Origin of the sequence: Umezawaea tangerina, from assembly GCF_003002815.1 — a bacterium.
In the GTDB taxonomy this organism is placed as follows: Bacteria; Actinomycetota; Actinomycetes; order Mycobacteriales; family Pseudonocardiaceae; genus Umezawaea; species Umezawaea tangerina.
This window is the reverse complement of record NZ_PVTF01000001.1, coordinates 368,351-385,781: the sequence shown is the minus strand read 5'-3', so window position 1 is coordinate 385,781 and position 17,431 is coordinate 368,351. Positions and strand designations below refer to the sequence as shown.

At 70.6% G+C, this 17,431-nt stretch carries 17 protein-coding genes and 2 tRNA genes; 6 read left to right on the top strand and 13 right to left on the bottom strand.

Features of this window, described 5'->3' with window-relative positions; all coding sequences use genetic code 11:
* Window positions 1-3 precede the first annotated feature (3 nt).
* A complete protein-coding gene (locus tag CLV43_RS01805) occupies window positions 4-1,335 on the bottom strand; it encodes an ATP-grasp domain-containing protein (RefSeq protein ID WP_245886062.1) in 1,332 nt (443 codons plus the stop codon).
* Between the two features lie 257 nt (window positions 1,336-1,592).
* Window positions 1,593-1,796 (bottom strand): hypothetical protein, encoded by a 204-nt coding sequence (locus tag CLV43_RS01800; RefSeq protein WP_146174611.1) that lies wholly within the window; start codon window positions 1,794-1,796, stop codon window positions 1,593-1,595.
* 123 nt (window positions 1,797-1,919) lie between these two features.
* Between CLV43_RS01800 and CLV43_RS01795 the strand changes: the two genes are divergently transcribed.
* On the top strand, window positions 1,920-2,828 hold the full coding sequence (locus CLV43_RS01795; protein ID WP_106185915.1) for an NAD-dependent epimerase/dehydratase family protein: 909 nt from the start codon (window positions 1,920-1,922) through the stop codon (window positions 2,826-2,828).
* Here CLV43_RS01795 and CLV43_RS01790 read toward each other — a convergent pair.
* A complete protein-coding gene (locus CLV43_RS01790) occupies window positions 2,788-3,690 on the bottom strand; it encodes a ribonuclease Z (protein WP_106185173.1) in 903 nt (300 codons plus the stop codon). The genes CLV43_RS01795 and CLV43_RS01790 overlap by 41 nt on opposite strands.
* Window positions 3,691-3,713: 23 nt before the next feature.
* Here CLV43_RS01790 and CLV43_RS01785 point away from each other — a divergent pair, with 23 nt between their 5' ends.
* Together CLV43_RS01785 and CLV43_RS01780 are read left to right on the top strand one after the other, a co-directional pair.
* A complete protein-coding gene (locus CLV43_RS01785) occupies window positions 3,714-4,529 on the top strand; it encodes a serine hydrolase domain-containing protein (RefSeq protein WP_106185172.1) in 816 nt (271 codons plus the stop codon).
* 95 nt (window positions 4,530-4,624) lie between these two features.
* A complete protein-coding gene (locus CLV43_RS01780; protein ID WP_106185171.1) occupies window positions 4,625-5,524 on the top strand; it encodes an SGNH/GDSL hydrolase family protein in 900 nt (299 codons plus the stop codon).
* 36 nt (window positions 5,525-5,560) lie between these two features.
* Here the strand turns inward: CLV43_RS01780 and CLV43_RS01775 are convergent, their stop codons facing one another.
* The 3 genes from CLV43_RS01775 to CLV43_RS01765 all read right to left on the bottom strand — a co-directional run bounded on the left by CLV43_RS01775 (window position 5,561) and on the right by CLV43_RS01765 (window position 7,358).
* Complete coding sequence (locus CLV43_RS01775; protein WP_106185170.1) at window positions 5,561-5,896, bottom strand: hypothetical protein; 336 nt, start codon at window positions 5,894-5,896, stop codon at window positions 5,561-5,563.
* Between the two features lie 67 nt (window positions 5,897-5,963).
* A complete protein-coding gene (locus CLV43_RS01770; protein ID WP_245886061.1) occupies window positions 5,964-6,473 on the bottom strand; it encodes a hypothetical protein in 510 nt (169 codons plus the stop codon).
* Window positions 6,474-6,518: 45 nt separating this feature from the next.
* A complete protein-coding gene (locus CLV43_RS01765) occupies window positions 6,519-7,358 on the bottom strand; it encodes a CPBP family intramembrane glutamic endopeptidase (protein ID WP_106185169.1) in 840 nt (279 codons plus the stop codon).
* A 95-nt stretch (window positions 7,359-7,453) separates the two neighbouring features.
* Between CLV43_RS01765 and CLV43_RS01760 the strand changes: the two genes are divergently transcribed.
* The 3 genes from CLV43_RS01760 (at window position 7,454) to CLV43_RS01750 (ending at window position 11,621) form a co-directional block, all read left to right on the top strand.
* On the top strand, window positions 7,454-8,005 hold the full coding sequence (locus CLV43_RS01760) for a helix-turn-helix domain-containing protein (protein WP_106185168.1): 552 nt from the start codon (window positions 7,454-7,456) through the stop codon (window positions 8,003-8,005).
* Window positions 8,006-8,295: 290 nt separating this feature from the next.
* Window positions 8,296-9,084: an FHA domain-containing protein gene (locus CLV43_RS01755; protein ID WP_106185167.1), complete on the top strand. Its 789-nt coding sequence runs from the start codon at window positions 8,296-8,298 to the stop codon at window positions 9,082-9,084.
* A 62-nt stretch (window positions 9,085-9,146) separates the two neighbouring features.
* The gene (locus CLV43_RS01750) at window positions 9,147-11,621 is read left to right on the top strand and encodes a DUF4407 domain-containing protein (RefSeq protein ID WP_170155665.1); all 2,475 of its coding nucleotides are present in this window, start codon (window positions 9,147-9,149) and stop codon (window positions 11,619-11,621) included.
* A gap of 113 nt (window positions 11,622-11,734) precedes the next feature.
* Here CLV43_RS01750 and CLV43_RS01745 read toward each other — a convergent pair.
* The 7 genes from CLV43_RS01745 to CLV43_RS01715 form a co-directional block, all read right to left on the bottom strand.
* A tRNA-Arg gene (locus CLV43_RS01745) sits at window positions 11,735-11,807 on the bottom strand.
* Window positions 11,808-11,844: 37 nt separating this feature from the next.
* A tRNA-Ser gene (locus tag CLV43_RS01740) sits at window positions 11,845-11,934 on the bottom strand.
* A 194-nt stretch (window positions 11,935-12,128) separates the two neighbouring features.
* Window positions 12,129-14,099, bottom strand: coding sequence for an acetoacetate--CoA ligase (locus tag CLV43_RS01735; protein WP_106185165.1), 1,971 nt, complete (start codon window positions 14,097-14,099; stop codon window positions 12,129-12,131).
* A 57-nt stretch (window positions 14,100-14,156) separates the two neighbouring features.
* Window positions 14,157-14,930 (bottom strand): ESX secretion-associated protein EspG, encoded by a 774-nt coding sequence (locus CLV43_RS01730; protein ID WP_245886060.1) that lies wholly within the window; start codon window positions 14,928-14,930, stop codon window positions 14,157-14,159.
* The gene (locus CLV43_RS01725; RefSeq protein ID WP_106185164.1) at window positions 14,927-16,186 is read right to left on the bottom strand and encodes a PPE domain-containing protein; all 1,260 of its coding nucleotides are present in this window, start codon (window positions 16,184-16,186) and stop codon (window positions 14,927-14,929) included. The genes CLV43_RS01730 and CLV43_RS01725 overlap by 4 nt, the downstream gene beginning before the upstream one ends.
* A complete protein-coding gene (locus CLV43_RS01720; RefSeq protein ID WP_146174610.1) occupies window positions 16,186-16,638 on the bottom strand; it encodes a hypothetical protein in 453 nt (150 codons plus the stop codon). Before CLV43_RS01720 ends, CLV43_RS01725 begins: the two co-directional genes overlap by 1 nt.
* Before the next feature lie 100 nt (window positions 16,639-16,738).
* On the bottom strand, window positions 16,739-17,425 hold the full coding sequence (locus tag CLV43_RS01715) for a dienelactone hydrolase family protein (RefSeq protein WP_106185162.1): 687 nt from the start codon (window positions 17,423-17,425) through the stop codon (window positions 16,739-16,741).
* Window positions 17,426-17,431 lie beyond the last annotated feature (6 nt).

Sequence of the window (17,431 nt, the reverse complement as noted above, 5' to 3'; positions counted from 1 at the left end):
CCCCTAAGCCGTGACGGCTTCGCCCAGCTCGACGGTCGTCAGGACGTCCTCGCCCATCGGGATCGCGGGCTCCAGCGGGCCGAGGTTGGTGCCCCACTCCTGGTCGGCCAGCGCGAACGCGGCCACCGTGAGCGCGGCGACCGGACGGCCGCCGGGCACCTGCTCGGCGTGGAAGTCGACCTCCAGCCGGGCCCCGAGCGGCGACGGGCGCAGCCGCAACGTGGCCTGCGGCGCCTCCTCCGGGTGCGCGAAGCGGCACGACCAGTCGGTGAAGACGACCGGCCGTTCCACGACCTCGGTCGGGTTGACCGCGCGGACGTTCGCGCCGACCGAGCCCGCCCGGAAGCCGTCCGCCGCGGCGAGCAGCAGCTCCTCGAACTCCATCGACGAGACGCCGAGGTCGTGGCCCGCCACCAGGGCGACCTGGACCAGCGACAGCGGCAGCTGCGGCAGGGCGTCCTCGAAGCAGACCATCGCGCCGCCGTAGCGGGTGTTGATCTCCGTCGGCAGGAAGCCGTCCTCGGTGGCGATGCCGTCGAGGGTGAACGTGCCGCGGTAGTCGACCGTCTCGCGCAGCCGCTCGCCGACCCGGCGGGCCAGGTTGCGCATCTCGTCGCGGATCCACGCGGGCGGGTCGTAGTAGGACGCGCAGCCCGCGTAGAGGAACCTCGCCGAGCCCGCGCGGCGCGGCACGACCATCTCGATCGGGCGGAGCACGGCGGTGCCGTCCGGGAACACGATCCCGTGCACGCTGACCGGGATCCCTTCCAGGAACGGCATCACGCGGACGAAGTCGCACTTGCGGGCGAGCACCTTGAACGCGTCGGCGGCCTCTTCGCGGGACCGGACGCGGCGGACGAAGTTCGCACCGCCGTTGATCTCGGGCCCGTCGCCGGACCACACGACGCCCGCGCCGCGGTCGAGCTCGACGGTCGCCTGCCAGAGGGCGTCGAAGTCGAGGTCGAGGACCACGGCGGGGGCGCGCGGCGCGGACAGCTCGTCCCACAGCGCGTCGATCGTGGTCTTGTTCTCCAGCTCGACCCACGCCTGGCGGCGGTGGTTGAGCACCGGGCGGCCCGCGAACTCGGCCGTGGAGATGTACGGGGTGCTGACGACCAGCGCCTCGCCGTCCGGGTCGAAGTCGTCCAGGACGCTCCTGACCTCGGCGGACGGGTTCTCCAGCAGCCCGGTCAGCCTGCGCTGCTCCACCGCGACGAACCCGCCCGCGATCCCGAGCGGCACCCAGCGGGCCACCTCGGAGTCGTGCAGCGGGGCGTGGTCGTCAGTCGACAGGACGAGCGTATGGCGAGCACCGAGCTGGTGCAGCTCGGTCACGCGACTACTCAGTCGCGTACCCCCGGCGAGCACGACCTTGCGGTCGCCGAACAACGTGCGAAGGCGCTCGTGGAGCGCGGAGAAGACAGTATTCATCGCCGAGACTCGCTTTGAAGAGAAGCAGAGGAGAGCACCGGCGAGCGCCGGGTGATCCGCACTGTAGATGCACCCGGGTGGATCGGCGAAGCACGGTCCGGCAACAACCGCGTGAAAGTCGGGGGACAGCCCCCCGACAACGGCTGTCCCGGACCTGCGGATCAGCGAGCGGCGTCGCGAAGTACCTGGTCAACACGGTTGAGGAACGCCCGTGCGCCCTTGGGCCTCGGGAACGCGATGTGGAGCGAGGACAGCTCGTCCTCCGAAGCGGGAGCGGCGGCGACGATCGCCGCGGCGTCCTCGAGGAACCGCTGGCGCTTGGCCATCAGGTCGGCGTGCCCGGCCAAGGCGCCATCGATGCTCATGTGCACAGCTGGATGCGGGTAACTCACTTGGGTTATATCGGTCCACCCGATCGAGACCTTTAGGGGCAGTTTTGGCCAGTTGTACGTAAGCCGATCGGGGATCGTTCTGCTGGGATGGGCGACATGAGGGTCCTGGTCACGGGCGCGAGCGGTTTCATCGGCCGCGCGGTCGTCGCACACCTGTTGGCCACTGGTCACGAGCCACGGGTTCTCACGCACACCACGTCCGGTCCGGACGGGGTCGAGGCCGTCCACGGCGACCTGCTGGACCGCGCCGCCGTCGCGCGCGCCGCGGCGGACGTGGACGCGGTCGTGCACCTCGCGGCGGTCGGCCGGGTGCGGGAGTCGTTCGAGCAGCCGCTGCGCTACTACGACCTCAACGTCACGGGCACGCTCAACGTCCTCGCCGCCCGGCCCGAGCGGCTGGTGTTCGCCTCCACCGGCACGGTCTACGCCCCCGCCGCGCACCCGCTCACCGAGGACGACCCGCGAGCGCCCGCCAACCCGTACTCGGCCTCCAAGGCCGCCGCCGAGGACGCGGTGGCGTGGGCCGCGCGGGCGGGCCTGGTCGGCGCGGCCACCCTGCGGCTGTTCAACGCCGCGGGCGGCGGCGACCCGGACACCACCCGCGTGGTCACGCGGGCGGTCGAGGCCGCGGCCGGACGGGTGGGGGCGCTGACGGTGTTCGGCGACGGCTCGGCGGTCCGCGACTTCGTGCACGTCCGGGACATCGCCTCGGCCGCCGTGCTCGCGTTGGGGCACATCGACGTCGGGCACCACGACGTGTTCAACATCGGCGCGACGGCGGCCTCCGTGCGGGACGTCGTCGCCGCGGTCGAGCGGGTCACCGGCAGACCCGTGCCCCTCGCGCACGCGCCCGCGCACGAGGGAGAGGTGCCCGTGCTGCGGGCGGACACGAGCCGGGCGCGGGAGGTGCTGGGCTGGCGGCCGAGGCACTCGGCGCTCGACGACCTGGTCCGCGACCAGTGGCTCAGCCGCGCTTGGGGACCGGGATCCGCTGGAGGTCCCTAGCGACCACGACCTCGCCGTCGAACACCTCGGCCGCCTCCGCCTGGAACCGCGTCGGGTCCGGGTAGCGCTGGGAGAAGTGGGTGAGCACGAGCTTGCGCACCCCGGACTCCGCGGCGACCGTCGCGGCCTGCCGGGCGGTCAGGTGGCCGTGCGCGACCGCGTGCCGCTCGTCCTCGTGCAGGTAGGTCGACTCGATCACGAGCATGTCGGCGTTCTCGGCCAGCGCGTACACCCCGTCGCACAGCCGGGTGTCCATGACGAACGCGAACCGCTGGCCCGGTCGCGGGGTGCTCACCTGCTCCAGGGTCACGTCGCCGAGCACCCCGCGTTCCTGGAGCTCGCGCACCCGCGGCCCCGCGATGCCGTGCTGCTCCAACAGGTCCGGCAGGATCCGGCGGCCGTCCGGCTCGACGAGCCGGTAGCCGAAGGTGTCCAGCGAGTGGTCCAGCCTGCGCGCCTCGACCGTGCCGAACGGTCCCGTCGCGAGCACGCCCCCGTCGTGCACCGGCTCCTGGCGGATGTCGGTGACGTCGTAGAACGAGCTGGCGTGCCGCAGCCGGTCGAAGAAGTGCTGCCCGGACGCCGGGTAGTGCGCGAACACCGGGCGGGTCACCTTGTCCAGCGACAGCCGCTGCACGATGCCGGGCAGGCCGAGGCAGTGGTCGCCGTGGAAGTGCGTGACGCAGATCCGGGTGATGTCGCTCGCCGCCGCGCCCGCCATCAGCATCTGCCGCTGGGCGCCGTCGCCGGGGTCGAACAGCAGGCCCTCGGCGTCCCAGCGCAGCAGGTAGCCGTTGTGGTTGCGCGCACGGGTCGGGACCTGGCTGGCGGTGCCCAGCACGATCAACTCACGGATCGACACCGCACGACGTTAACGTTGGGGCCATGGAGAGCCTGCGCGCGGTGTCCGAGTGGCCGGTCGACAACGCGGCGGCCGCGGTCGTCTCCGCCGACGGGCGGGTGCTGGGCGGCCACGGCGAGGTGGACCGGCCGTTCGCCCTGGCGTCGGTGACGAAACCGCTGGTGGCGTACGCCGTGCTGGTCGCCGTGGAGGAGGGCGCGGTCGAGTGGGACCAGCCCGCCGGGCCCGAGGGGTCCACCGTGCGGCATCTCATCGCCCACGCCTCCGGACTCGCGTTCGACAGCCGCACCGCCCAGGCGACGCCGGGCAGCAGGCGGATCTACTCCAACACCGGCTTCGAGGTGCTGGCCGAGACCGTGGCCGAGGCGACCGGGATCGCGTTCGCCGACTACCTGGCGGAGGGCGTGCTCCAGCCGCTCGGGATGACGGCCACGGCGCTGGACGGCAGCCCCGCGGCGGGCGCGGTGTCGACGGTGACCGACCTCGGCCTGTTCGCCGCCGAGCTGCAGGCGCCGAAGCTCGTGTCGGAGGGGCTGGTCGCCGAGGCGACGGCGGTGGTGTTCCCCGGCCTGTCCGGTGTCCTGCCCGGTTACGGCAACCAGCGCGAGAACGACTGGGGGCTCGGGTTCGAGATCCGCGGCGACAAGTCGCCGCATTGGACGGGGGCGTCGAGCTCGCCGTCGACGTTCGGCCACTTCGGGCAGAGCGGCACCTTCCTGTGGGTCGACCCGGTCGCGGGAGCGGCGTGCGTGGCACTGGCGGACCGGGCATTCGGGAAATGGGCGGTCCAGACGTGGCCCGCGTTCACCGATTCGATTCTCGCCGAACTGTCGGCCTGACAAGCCCTTATCTCATTTGGCCATTCGTGCAACCGATTGTCAATTCCCATCGTGCTAACTTCCGACGCATTCGGCGTTAATCGGATGGGGGCAAGATGAGGAAACTCTGCACAGCGGTGCTCGCGGGCGTTCTTTCGCTGGTCGTGGTACCGGCGGCCCAGGCTGGTTCGCACCGTCCGCTGCAGGTCGTGGCACTCGGCGACTCGTACGCGTCGGGTGTCGGAGCGGGTGACTACGAGGCGGGGACCGACGGGAACTGCTACCGCAGCGCCAATTCGGGATCGGCCGTCGTGGTGGCCGGTCTGCGGGCTCGCGGCAAGCAGGTCGACTTCACCAACGTGACGTGCAGCGGTGCGGCGATCGCCGATCTGAGCACCACTTTCAAGGAAGAACCGCCGCAGCTGGACGCCCTCAAGGCGGACACGAACCTGGTCCTGATGACGATGGGCGGGAACGACATCGAGTTCGCCGCCTACGCGGGCCAGTGCATCCAGTCGGACTGCGCGGGAGCCGGTACGCAGGCCCTGCTCGACCGGCTGCCGGCCATGACGGCCAAGCTCACGGCGCTGCTCGGCGAGATCAAGGCCCGCAGCCCGCGGGCGCGGATCGTGCTCAGCGGCTACGGCCGCCAGTTCAACCCCGGTGAGAACGCCACCGGCGTGGCGCTCGACCCGATCTGCGGCGACGGCATCCTCACCCCGCAGGAGCGGACCGACGGTGCGACGGTCGCCACGAGCGTCGACCAAGCGCTGCGCACCGCGACCAGCGACGCCCGTGCCCAGGGCGTGAACGCGGCGTACGCCAGCGCGTTCACCGACGGCGGCACCCTGCGGACCGAGCTCGAGGGCCACTCGATGTGCCAGGCGGACACCCCGTTCTACCGCGGCCTCGAGGCCGTCTTCACGCCCGGCCAGGAAGGCGTCGTCGCGGTCCTGCACCCCAGCAGGGCGGGCCAGGCGGCCTTCGCCGCGCTCGTGGAGTGCGAGCTGCGCTGACCGCACGGGGAACGGCCTGCCCCGGCAGGCCGTTCCTCAGCTCTCCTGCGCCTCCAGCCGCAACGCCAGCTGTTGCAGCACACCCGGCACGTTCGCGTCCTCGCACTGCTCCTCGTAGGCGTGCGCGACCGCCTGGAACCCCAGCGTCAGCCCCGCGGTGAACGCCGCCACCCGCGCCATCACCTGCTCCAGCGCCACCCGGACGAACTCGGCCATGTCCTCCGTACTGCCGTCCGGGACCGCCACCGAGTAGCTGAACACGTCCTCCTGGAGGAGCTTCAGCGCGAGGCGCAGGTCGTCCGCCTCACCCTCGCCGCCGTGCATCAGCGTCAGCACGCCGATGGCCCGCTGCATGATCTCCTCGTTGCGCATGAACCGAACGATCCCACCCCGCGCCCGTCTTGCGGCGGAATAACACCCGCTCAGCCGACGGTGCCGCTCAGATCGGCACGACCAGCAGCGCCTTGCCCTTGGACGCCGCGTACCCGAGCGTGTACCCGGTCCCGCTGCCCTGGTCGCCGCTGCGCGGGAAGCCGATGACCAGCTCCGACCGGTCCACCATCCACCGGTTGCGCTCCAGGTAGCCGTCCGTCCCGACCTCGTCGGTGTCCAGCTCCACCAGCTCCGCCAACCGCCCGGCCTCGCGCCACTTCACGATCACGTCGGCGGCCTCGTCGGGCTGGTCGCGCACGGTCCTCGGCACGACCACCGACACGTCCGCCTTGCTCACCTCGGCCAGCCAGTCCAGCGCCGCGGTGTCCACGCCCACCGCCCCGCCCAGGTAGAAGTGCGCTCCGGGCACCGCGAACGGCAGCACGTAGGCCTCGAAGACCTCGACGAGCTCCTCGGCGGTCAGGTGCTCCACGGCCCGTGCCCCGGTGACCGTCACCGCCAGAGCCACCCCGCACCTCCCGCCCGCCGTGGTCACCGACAACCACAACGTTCTCACGCCCACCACCAACCCCGGCAGGCACGAGTCCACAACGGATCGGGCTCAGCGCCCGACCGGTGCAGGCAGCGCGCGGGCGGGCAGGTCGCCGTTGCGACCGCGCCGTGCCGCGAGCAGCGCGCCGACGGCCACGACCTGCACCGCCAGGACGACCGCCTGCGTCACCGGGGAGTAGGCGGTCAGCAGCGCCATCGTCGCGTTCACGCCGAGGTGCACCGCGATCGACGCCAGGACACCCCCGCGCTCGTAGGCGTACCCCGTCAGCAGCGCCATCGGGACCACGCTCAGCGTGAACAGCAGCCCGCTCCAGCTGACCAGCCCGAACCCGGCCTGCACCGTGCCGGAGACGAGGAACAGCGGCAGGTGCCACACCGCCCAGACGACCCCCATCAGCAGACCCGCCCGCAACGGGCTCATCGACGCCCGCAGCCGCGGGTAGGCCGTGCCGCGCCAACCGGGCTCCTCGGCCAGCGGGCCGCCGATCAGCATGCTGACGAAGAACGCCACGGGCCCACCCACCTTCGCCACCAGCTCCTCACCTTCGGTGAGGCTCACCGCGGGCCCGCCCAGGAGGTCGGCGAGCACCGCGCCCGCCACCACCGTCGCCACCGCCAGGACCAGCAGGACCGGCACCCAGACGTTCAGCCGGGTCTTCACGGTGTGCGCGGGCACCGGCTCCCCGCGCCGCCGCCGTCGGATCCGCACCGCGACCGCCCCCACCACCGGCCCGAACCCGCCGAGCACGTAGGGGATCACGGTCGGCGAACTGGTCGGCGACCCGCCGAGCACGATCGCCACGAGCCAGAACGCCCAGGTCGTCGCGAACGTCGTGGTCCAGAACAGCGCGAGGTCGCCGCGGTGACGAGCAGGGGTAACGGTGGCCACTTCTCTCCCCTTCCAGGGGTTCGGGTTCTCATCACTCTCACTGATGGGAACTTTATCATCTGTGAGAACATTACCGTATATGAGAACATGAACGCATGGCAACCGCGGACCTCCTCCTCCACCCAGTCCGGATGCGCGTGCTGCAGGCGCTCTTCGACGCCGACCCGCTCACCACCGCCCAGCTGCGCGAGCGCTTGCCCGACATCCCACCCGCGACGATGTACCGCCACATCGCCGTGCTCACGGACGCGGGCGTGCTCGAGGTGGTCGGCGAGAAGCGGGTGCGCGGCACCGTCGAACGCAGCTACCGCATCCGCAAGGAAGAGGCCGTCGTCGACCCGGCCGCCCGCGCCGCCATGACCACCGAGGACCACCGCAGGTCGTTCACCACGTTCACCACAGCGCTGCTGGGCGACTTCGACCGCTACCTGACCCAACCAGGCGCCACCCCACCCGAGGACGGCGTCGTCTACCGCCAGGCAGCCGTGTGGGCCACGGAAGAGGAATTCGCCACCATGATCGAAGAAATTGAAACCGCAGTCCTAGCCCGCGCAGGCACACCCACACCCCCCACCCCCCGCACCCGCCACGTCATCACCCTCATCGCCATCCCCGACAAACCCAGGAAGGCAACGGACCCGGAGTAACTCCGGCCGCGCAGCCACGGGATCAACTCCGCACGAATGCGGTCTCATTCGAACGTGCAACACATGCCGAATGAGCACCGCAGTTTCGAGACGCCTGCGGTCCGTTTATCACACCTTCGAATGAATATCCGCAGCACTGAAACAATCCGACACCCTCAGTCGATACGCGGTACGACGACAGACGACACCGCAACCTGGGGGTAAACGCGCGAACAGCGCCCCCATTGGGCTGCCCTCGATTCGAATGATGATTGTTTCTCAGGTCAACCCTTGAAGGAATGTGATGCGCCATGTGGGCTGCGCTCATCATCCTGACCAGTTGCGCCGCTGTGTTCGCCCTTTCACGACACCGCGGGTGGAACTGGGACGTGGAGCACGCGCGCGCTGCTTGGGCGAAAGGGCGCAGGCAGTTGGCGAAACCCGCCGTGTCCGAGATGGACGGTGAATACCAAAATCGGAGACAAGCTCTTCTGCACCGCATCGCCCGAGCCGTGGTCCGCCTGCCCCACCCGGAGTCAGGAGGAGCGGAGTTCGTCTCGATAGGCCTCCACAAGGCCGACAAGGGGTTGGTCGGCAAGGACCTCATCGAAGACGAACGAGAGGTGAACCTGCTCCTGGCCGGTGTGGACGGCCGCCGGGTGCGGATACGCGAGTACGTGGACGACGACACGGTCGTCCGCGGCCGGGTGCGGGTCACAGCGACCAGCGCGCGAACACCCGTCCCCTCCACCCGTCTTTTCGACGGCGAGGCACCCCCGGAGCCCCCGACGGCCAGTCGCCGCAGCGCGCGATTGGTGCAGGTGGCAGAACCCGGAGCGCACCTACGGCTACCTGCCGGTGGAGGCGTCATAGGTCGAGACGCACAACTGTGCCAGATCGTGGTGGACGCACCCACTGTTTCCCGGCAGCACGCACGCATCCGTCCACGCGCCGACGGCTTCACGGTGGAGGACCTGGACAGCGCGAACGGCATGACCATCAACTCAAGGACCACGGAAATGGGTGTGCTGCACCACGGCGACATCCTCGGGCTCGGCCGAACGGTGCGCTTGCGATTGGAGCTCTACGACAGCGTCTGACTTGTCGTGGACAACGGCGGACCACACCCACCACCCGGTAATCCGAACGAGGTATGACCACTGTGGACAAACCGAATTCCCAGCACGCCGACGACGTCCTCGCCACAGCACGACCTCGCTGGCCCGTCATGCCCATCTGGTGGCTCGGCAACGGGTTCGTGTGGCTCGGGGGCGCCTCGTGGCGCGGAGTCCGCGACCGCCACGACCGGTCTTCCTACCAGTTGTCGGGATTGTTCGTCCTGCTCAACGGCGTCATCGCGTGGGGGCTGTTCACGCTCGCCGCGGTGGGTATGGGAGTGGTGCCGGACTTCGGCACGGCGGCGCCGTACACCGCGGTGTGGGGACTGTTCATCGCCGCGTTCGACCGCGCCATAGCATCGAAACCGGCCGACCCGAACGGCAAAGCGCGCGGGGCTTTCAGCTACGTGGTGCGCGGGCTCTGCGCGTGCCTTATCGGTTTCATCATCGCCGAGGCGGGTGCACTGGCCATTTTCCACGACGACGTCGAACGGACGATGCGGGACACCATCTCCCAGCAGGTCACCGACTCCCGCGTGCTCGTTGTCGGGACCGACGGCAACCCGAACGGCCGAATGGCCGAACTCAAGGGCCTCAAAGCGGACAGGGCCAAGCTCGACACGGATGTCGCGGCGGCACAGGCGGAAGCCGACCGGACCCGTCGACTCGCGGCGTGCGAACGCGATCCGCGCGGGTGCCAGGAGTTGGTGCAGTCGGGTGAGATCACCGGGGCCGGTGGCGATGGCGACAAAACGGCCGTGCGCGACAGCGAGCACGCGGCCGCGGAGGCGAAGTTGACCGAGGCCAAGACCGCCTTGGCCGCTCAGAGCACGAATCTGGACGATCGCATCGCCGAGCTCGACGGCAAGCTCACCGCCGACCTCGACACCGCCCAGGCAGCCGCCAAGGCCAGCGACGGCGTACCCGCCCGGTGGCGCGCGATGCTCGACTTCACCACCCGCGACACCACCGCGATGTTCATGCACTGGTTGATCGTCATCTTCTGCGTGCTGCTGGACCTCATCCCCCTGCTGCTCAAGATATGGCGAGGTCGGACCGGGTACGACATGACGGTGATGGCGAGCCGCGAACGGCGGGAGCGGGAGATCACGTACACCGCACAGCGCCACCGCGAGTCTCTTGACCGCGTACTGGCTCGCGAACGCATCGACCAGAGCCTCGATGTCGACTTGGCCAGGTTGCGCGCCGAGTCGTCGACGAAGATCGAGGCCGAACGGCAGCGCCTGTGGGTGGAAGCCGAGTTCGAGCGACTGGGCACCGAACCGCCGTCGATCGACATGCCCTCGCAACGCGGAAACCCCCCAGTCAGTGCGCAAGACCGCCCCGCCGACCCGCCGCCCATCCCGGACGACTGGACCGACGAGGACCGCGAGCTGATCGGACACCTGTTCGACGAGCGCTTCCGGGCGGTGGAACCGTTGGAGGGCGCTGACAGGGGTGCGTTCGGCCGGATGCTCATGGGGCGCGACCTCCAGACCAACGAGCGCGTCGTCATCAAGGCCGTCCGCGACGCGGACGGCGACAACAGGCTCGTGCGTCGAAGCCCGTTGCGGAGGATGTGGCAGCGCGAGGTCGACGCTGCACGGAGGCTGGACAACGCGAACATCGGCCAGATCATCACCTCGGGCGTCGAGTCCGGCTACCTCTGGACCGTCTCGCCGCTCTACTCCCCCGGCAGCCTCGTGCACTGGATCACGAAGACCGCCGAACGGGGTGGCGACGGCTACACCCTCCAGCACTCGATCGACCACATTCGGCAACTCACCAGAGCGCTCGTTTACGCGCACAGCGAGAACGTCACCCACGGCGACATCAAGCCGACGAACGCGGTGCTCGACGGGCCGACCTTGGTACTGGTCGACTGGGGTTTCGCCCGCCTCCTCAACCAGACCGAGGACACCGGCGCGGTCGGCGGCACTCCGATGTACACAGCACCAGAGGTCCTGCTGCGCGCCAGCCACGACCCGGAACTCGCCGACCTCTACTCGGTTGGCGCGACCTGGTACTTCCTGCTGACCGGCCGTCCCCCGTACCAGCACCTCGACCAGGGATCCGGCGCGAAGGAGATCGCCAAGCAGATCCAGGACGGCGCTTCCTGCACCAGGCTCGACGAACTCCTCCCCGATCTGCCGGAGGCCGTCGTCCAGTTGGTCCACAACCTCATCTCGGTGTTCCCGAACCGACGAGTGGAATTCGACGGCGACGACCACCCCGCCAAGTGGCTGGAACGCGCCATCAGCAGGATCGCCACCGTTGTGACCACCACCGACCAGGGCTCGATGCCAGTTGGCCCCGGCGCGCTGGGCGCACGACGCCACACCAAGACGACGACGCACACGATCATCGAATCGTCAGCGAGCGCTCTGCTCGACCCGGAGGACACCGTCCGCCTGCCCAAGCCGACCGAACACCACGAGGTCCCCAGAACGGCCTTGCTGGACGACACGATCCCCAGCTTCCTGCCAGCGGTCAGGGTCGAGGACAACACCAACAACTGACCCCTCGAACCGATGTGGGCCCCGACGGGTACGTCCGTCGGGGCCCACATTCGTTTCCAGCCGTCAAACGACAGAGTCCCCGTCGAGCGAACTCGACGGGGACTCTCTCCAGATGCGCCCGAAGGGATTCGAACCCCTAACCTTCTGATCCGTAGTCAGATGCTCTATCCGTTGAGCTACGGGCGCGTGTATTCAGTTGTCACCCGGCCGAGGCCGGGTGTTGCGGAGGCTCCGGGATTTGAACCCGGGATGGGCGATAAACCCAAACCGCATTAGCAGTGCGGCGCCATAGACCAGACTAGGCGAAGCCTCCCGGAGCCCTCGGCTACGACGCATAGATTACACATGCCCCCACCTGACAAGCAAAACGGCCCCCCTCTAACGCCTCAGCCACCCCCTCCGCACCTCGTATCCCCTGGTCAACGACTCAAGCACCGATCATGCGGTCACGCCGGAACGCGGGTTAACGGGGCGTGACGCGCATGATCGTGATCTTCGTCTCGTCGACTAGTTCGGGGCGAGGTCGAGGAATGGGGTGAGGGAGTCGGGATTGCGGAGGGCGTCGAGGCTCACGGCGCTGGTGGGTGGGGTGCCTGCCAGGATCTTCTTGACGGGGACCTCGCACTTCTTGCCGTTGAGGGTGCGGGGGATCTCGGTGACGGTGATGAACCTGTCGGGGACGTGTCTCGGTGACAGGTTGGTGCGGAGGTCCTTGCGGAGGGTGGGTTCGACGTCTTCCAGCGCGGTGCCGTCGGCCAGGACCAGGAAGCAGAGGAGCTGGCCGTCGGTGAGGCCCGCGCCGGAGGTGTCGATGACGAGGGAGTCGGCGACGCCGGGGACGGCTTCGACGACGCGGTAGAACTCGCTGGTGCCCATGCGGACGCCGCCGCGGTTGAGGGTGGAGTCGCTGCGGCCGTAGATGACCGACGAGCCGCGCGGGGTGATGCGGATCCAGTCGCCGTGGCGCCAGACGCCGGGGAAGTCCTCGAAGTAGGCCTCGCGGAGCCGGGAGCCGTCGTCGTCGCCCCAGAAGAACACCGGCATGGACGGCATGGGCTTGGTGACGACGAGCTCGCCGACCTGGTCGACGACCTCGTGGCCCGCCTCGTCGTAGGCGGTGACGGCGGCGCCGAGCGCGCGGCAGGAGAGCTCGCCGAGCCACACCGGGAGGTCGGGGGCGGCGCAGACGAAGGCCGTGCAGAGGTCGGTGCCGCCGGAGACGCTGGCGATCTGGACGTCCTCGCCGATGGCGTCGGCGATCCAGCGGAAGCCCTCGGGGGTGAGCGGGGCGCCGGTGGAGCCGACGACGCGCAGCCCGGTGAGGTCGTAGCGCTCGCCGGGGCGCAGCTCCTCCTTGAGGCACGACTGGATGTACGGCGCGGAGGTGCCGAAGTAGGTGACCCGGTGCTGCTCCGCCAGGTGCCACAGCGCGTTCAGGTCGGGGTAGCCGGGGCTGCCGTCGAACAGGACGACGGTCGTGCCCACGAGCAGGCCCGCGATGACGTAGTTCCACATCATCCAGCCGGTGGTGGTGAACCAGAAGAAGCGGTCGCCGGGGCCGAGGTCGGCGTGCAGGCCGAGCATCTTCAGGTGCTCCAGCACGATCCCGCCGTGCCCCTGGACGATGCCCTTGGGCAGCCCGGTGGTGCCGGAGGAGTACAGGACCCACAGCGGGTGGTCGAACGGCACCGGCTCGTACGCCATGGGCGCGCCGTCGTGCTCGGCCAGCAGGTCCGCCCAGCCGACCGCGTCCGGCAGCGCGCCGCCGGTGTAGTCGACCAGCACGGTGGCCTTCAGGGAGCCGATCTCGGACCGCAGCTTGTCCACGGTCGGGCGCACGTCGAACGCGCGGCCGTTGTACCGGTAGCCGTCGACGGCGATCAGCACCGTGGGCTCGATCTGGGTGAACCGGTCGGAGATGGCGCGCGCGCCGAAGTCCGGTGAGCACGACGACCACGTGGCGCCCAGGCTCGCGGCCGCCAGGAAGGCGATGAGCGCCTCCGGCGAGTTGGGCACCAGGGCGACCACCCGGTCGCCCTTCGCGACGCCCAGCGCGACGAGACCGGCCCGCACGGCGGCCACCCGGCGGCGCAGCTCGCCGTAGGTGAGGTTCTCGGCCAGCCCGTCCTCGCGGTGGAAGATCACCGCGAGGTCGTCGTCCGCGCGGCCGGGGCCGGGGCGCAGGGCGTGCTCGGCGTAGTTGAGCGTGGCGCCGGGGAACCACTGCGCGCCCGGCATGGTCGCGGCGCCCAGCACGCGTTCGGGCGGGGTGTGGAACGCGACGTCGAAGAACTCGGCGATCGCGCCCCAGAAGGCCTCGAGGTCGGTCGTCGACCACGTCCACAGCTCGGCGTAGTCGGCGAGGTCGAGCCCGCGCTCGGCTCGCAGCCAGTCGCGGAACGCGGCGATCCGGCTGTCCGCGACCCGGTCGGGGTCGGGCCGCCACAGGAGTTCGGCCTCGGCGTGCGTGTCGGTCATACCCAGTTCCTAGCCGATCCGACGGCCGAGAACCACAGCTGGGACCCACACAACGCGCTAGTCGCGGCTGGCGCCTTCCACCAGGTCCTCCAGTTCGGTGGTGAGCCGCGCCGGGTCGGTCGGGGCCATCACGAACCAGCCCGCCTCGTTGCGCACGAGGTACCGGCCGTCCGAGCTGTCCAGCCACGACAGCGTCCGCCCGGTCGGGTGCAGGTACCCGGCCCGGTTGCGGCCGATCACGGCGACCTGCCCGCCACCGCTGCGGGTGGTGAGGGCCCGCATGAGCGTCGTCGCCTCCGGTTCGCGCACCCCGGCGTACCGCAGCGAGCCGAGGAACCCCGGCACGCCGTCGCGTTCGCCCGCTGCACCGGCGGCCACGTAGTCGTCCCAGCGGAGGTTGACCGAACGCCCGGCGCCCGGCCTGGCCGCGGGCAGCGTCGACACGGTCGTCGACGCCAGCGCGGTGGGCCGGAACCCGGCGAGCTGGACCTGCTCCCCCACGCGCGCCACGAACGCGCCGTGCCAGCCCGCCGTGGCCAGGCCGCGGGCGGTCTCGCCGCGCCGGGAGAACACGAGCTCGAGGCCCACGTCGAACTCGACCAGGCCGCGCAGCAGCGCGTGCAGCTCGCCGTCGGGCCGCTCCACCGTGCCCAGGCCGCGCGCGGAGAGCGTGCGGGAGCAGGTCGCCAGCAGCTCGGCGCGGTCGGCCTCGGTGCGCCCGTAGTGCCGGGTGCCGACCGGTGGCGGGTGGCGGTCGCCGTGGACGGAGGTCCACAGCACGAAGAACTCCTGCGCGGCGAGCCGGAAGACCCGCGGTTCGTCGTCGATCACGTCCCGATCACCGGCGGCGCGGCCTTGTTCCCCAGCCCGAACAGGTCGTCGTCCTCTTCGAGGTACTTGGCACGGCGGTGGTCGGTCTGGTCGGACTGCCCGCCCATCGGGGCGGCCATCGGGGCGCCGCCCATCATGCCGCCGCCTCCCGCCGGGCCGCCCGCGGACTTGGGGCCCTGGACGGCCGACGGCTGGGCGGACGCGGCACGGGAGTCCGCGCCGCCGATCACGCCGCTGGCCCCGCCGGGACCGGACGGGGCGGCCGAACCGCCCGCACCACCTCCGCCACCGCTGCCGCCGGAGGACGGCACGGGCTGGTAACCACCACCGGACGAGTAACCGCCACCGCGGGCGGCCGGGGCGTAACCGCCACCGCCACCACCGCCGCCGCCGGAACCGGTGGTCATCGCCTGCGTGCGACCCGCGACGGGCGGCACGATCGCCGGACCGACCACGGGCGCGGCGGACCCGGTCGTGGGAGCCGCGATCCGGTCGACGCCGCCCACCGGCGACTTGACCTCCGGCGGCGCCACCGGGTTCACCGGCGGGCTGAACGCGGGCACGGTCTGGTCGACCGCGAACGAGCCCTGCTGGAACGCGGCCATCACCTGCGCGGCCGTGCGGTGCCCGGCGTCGGCGGCCACGGTCGCGTCGACGACCGGCGCGCCGATCGAGTCGATGCCCGTGAACGGCGACTGCGCCCCGCTGACCGGGGCGACGGGCGCCGTCGGCGTGGCGACCGGCGCCAGCGCGTCGATGCCGGTCGGGACGGCGGGCGCGGCCACCGGGCTGCCCGGCACGGCGACCGGTGCGATCGTCGACGGGGCGGGCGTCACGACCGCGGGGGCCGGTGCGGGCGCGGGCATCTGCTCGCGCGCGGTCTGCACGTGCTGGATCTCCACCGAGATGCACTCGGCGACGTTGGTGGCGTGGTCGCTGGTGTTCTCCGCCCACTTCACGACGGTGAGCAGGCCGTCGCGCGCCTTCTCCGCGGACTCGCCCTCCCACCCGCTGGAGGAGGCGAAGATCGCGCCGATGAGCTGGTCCTTGACCTCGGCGAGGGTGGTGCCGAGCTTGGTCCAGTTGTCCTTGACCGCCGCGGCGCTGGTGAGGTCGACGCCCGTGTGCACCATGTCGTAGAGCTCCTGGTGCGTGTAGGTCATCCAGTCGACCTTCTCGCCCAGCTCCGAGGGCTCCTTCGACGACTTGTGCTCCGGGTAGGGGTTCGGCGGGCTGTCCTTCTTGTGGTCCACCATCAGTACTTGCCCCCCATCGTGTGCGCCAGGTCGTCGTCGGTGTTCTCCGTGTGCTTGGACGCCTGCCGGACGGTGGTCTCCACGTCCTCCAGCACCTCCAGGAACTCCCGGATCACGAAGACGGCGGACTCGTGGTCCCCGGTGGCGACCTCGCGCAGCCGGCGGCTGATCGACCGGCCGACCCAGTTGTCGCCGAACTGGAGCGGGATGTCCAGCTGGTCGCGGACCGCGGTGTACAGGTCCTGCACCCGGTCCCGCGCGTCGCCGATCGCCTTGATCAGGTCGGCGGCGGAACCCTTGTCCAGCTGGACCTTGCCCTTGTCCACGGCCTGGTCGACGGCCGCGACCGCGCTGTGCGCCGTGACCAGGTCGGCCTGCGCGACGGCGGTGAAGTTGGGTTGTGCGGCCACCGTTCCCCCGACCGGTGGCACGGTGCTTGCGTCCTCGGACATCGACTACCCCCTTGCACAGCAAGTACCCGCGAGTCCGTCGCGGATACGTCCTTAGATGTACTCGGAAGGACGTTCGGTTCCAATCCGCCGGAAAGACGTCTTATCGGAGGTGTGAATCGAACCAGTTCAGCACCCGTTGCCACGCCTCCGCGCTCGCGGCGGGGGAGGTGTCGAACCGGTGGCTCGAGTCGGCGAACCGGACGACGTCGGTGGCGATCTCGGCGGCCGCCGCCGCGTCGCGCAGCTTCTCCACGTCCGCCTGCGCGATCTGGCTGTCGTCGTCGCCGTAGAGGCCGAGCCACGGGCAGGTCAGCTCGGTGGCCGCCTCCACCAGAGGGGGAAGGCCGTCCGACAGCGGCGTGAGGATCCCGCCGCCGCCGATCGTGACCGCCGCGCCGATGGTCCTGCTGGCCGCGACGACCATCGCGACCGAGCCGCCGAGGTCGAAGCCCAGCACGCCCATCCGGTCGGCCGGGACGCCCTGCTGGCCCAGCCAGACGAACGCCACGTCGGTGTCCGCCAGCACCGCCTCGCCGGACAGCTTGCTGACCCGGTCCGGCACGTCGCCGTCGGCCAGCTCGTCCGCGTCGCGGTAGAGGTGCGGGGCGACCACGAGCCACCCCTCGTCGGCGAGCGTGCCCACGAGGCCGCGCACGGTGTCCGTGACACCGCGCGCCTCGTGCAGCACGACCAGGCCGCCGCGGACGGCGTTCTCCGGCTCGGCGACGGTCAACCGCAGTTCACGGCCGTCGGTGAGCGGAAACGTCTCGGTCCGGGTCTGAGTCATGGGACC

Excerpts from the sequence above, each read along its gene's own strand:
- CLV43_RS01800 (WP_146174611.1), bottom strand. The coding sequence starts at position 1,796 with ATGAGCATCGATGGCGCCTTGGCCGGGCACGCCGACCTGATGGCCAAG.
- CLV43_RS01795 (WP_106185915.1), top strand. The coding sequence starts at position 1,920 with ATGAGGGTCCTGGTCACGGGCGCGAGCGGTTTCATCGGCCGCGCGGTC.
- CLV43_RS01785 (WP_106185172.1), top strand. The coding sequence starts at position 3,714 with ATGGAGAGCCTGCGCGCGGTGTCCGAGTGGCCGGTCGACAACGCGGCG.
- CLV43_RS01780 (WP_106185171.1), top strand. The coding sequence starts at position 4,625 with ATGAGGAAACTCTGCACAGCGGTGCTCGCGGGCGTTCTTTCGCTGGTC.
- CLV43_RS01775 (WP_106185170.1), bottom strand. The coding sequence starts at position 5,896 with ATGCGCAACGAGGAGATCATGCAGCGGGCCATCGGCGTGCTGACGCTG.
- CLV43_RS01760 (WP_106185168.1), top strand. The coding sequence starts at position 7,454 with ATGGCAACCGCGGACCTCCTCCTCCACCCAGTCCGGATGCGCGTGCTG.
- CLV43_RS01755 (WP_106185167.1), top strand. The coding sequence starts at position 8,296 with ATGTGGGCTGCGCTCATCATCCTGACCAGTTGCGCCGCTGTGTTCGCC.
- CLV43_RS01735 (WP_106185165.1), bottom strand. The coding sequence starts at position 14,099 with ATGACCGACACGCACGCCGAGGCCGAACTCCTGTGGCGGCCCGACCCC.
- CLV43_RS01725 (WP_106185164.1), bottom strand. The coding sequence starts at position 16,186 with ATGGTGGACCACAAGAAGGACAGCCCGCCGAACCCCTACCCGGAGCAC.
- CLV43_RS01720 (WP_146174610.1), bottom strand. The coding sequence starts at position 16,638 with ATGTCCGAGGACGCAAGCACCGTGCCACCGGTCGGGGGAACGGTGGCC.
- CLV43_RS01715 (WP_106185162.1), bottom strand. The coding sequence starts at position 17,425 with ATGACTCAGACCCGGACCGAGACGTTTCCGCTCACCGACGGCCGTGAA.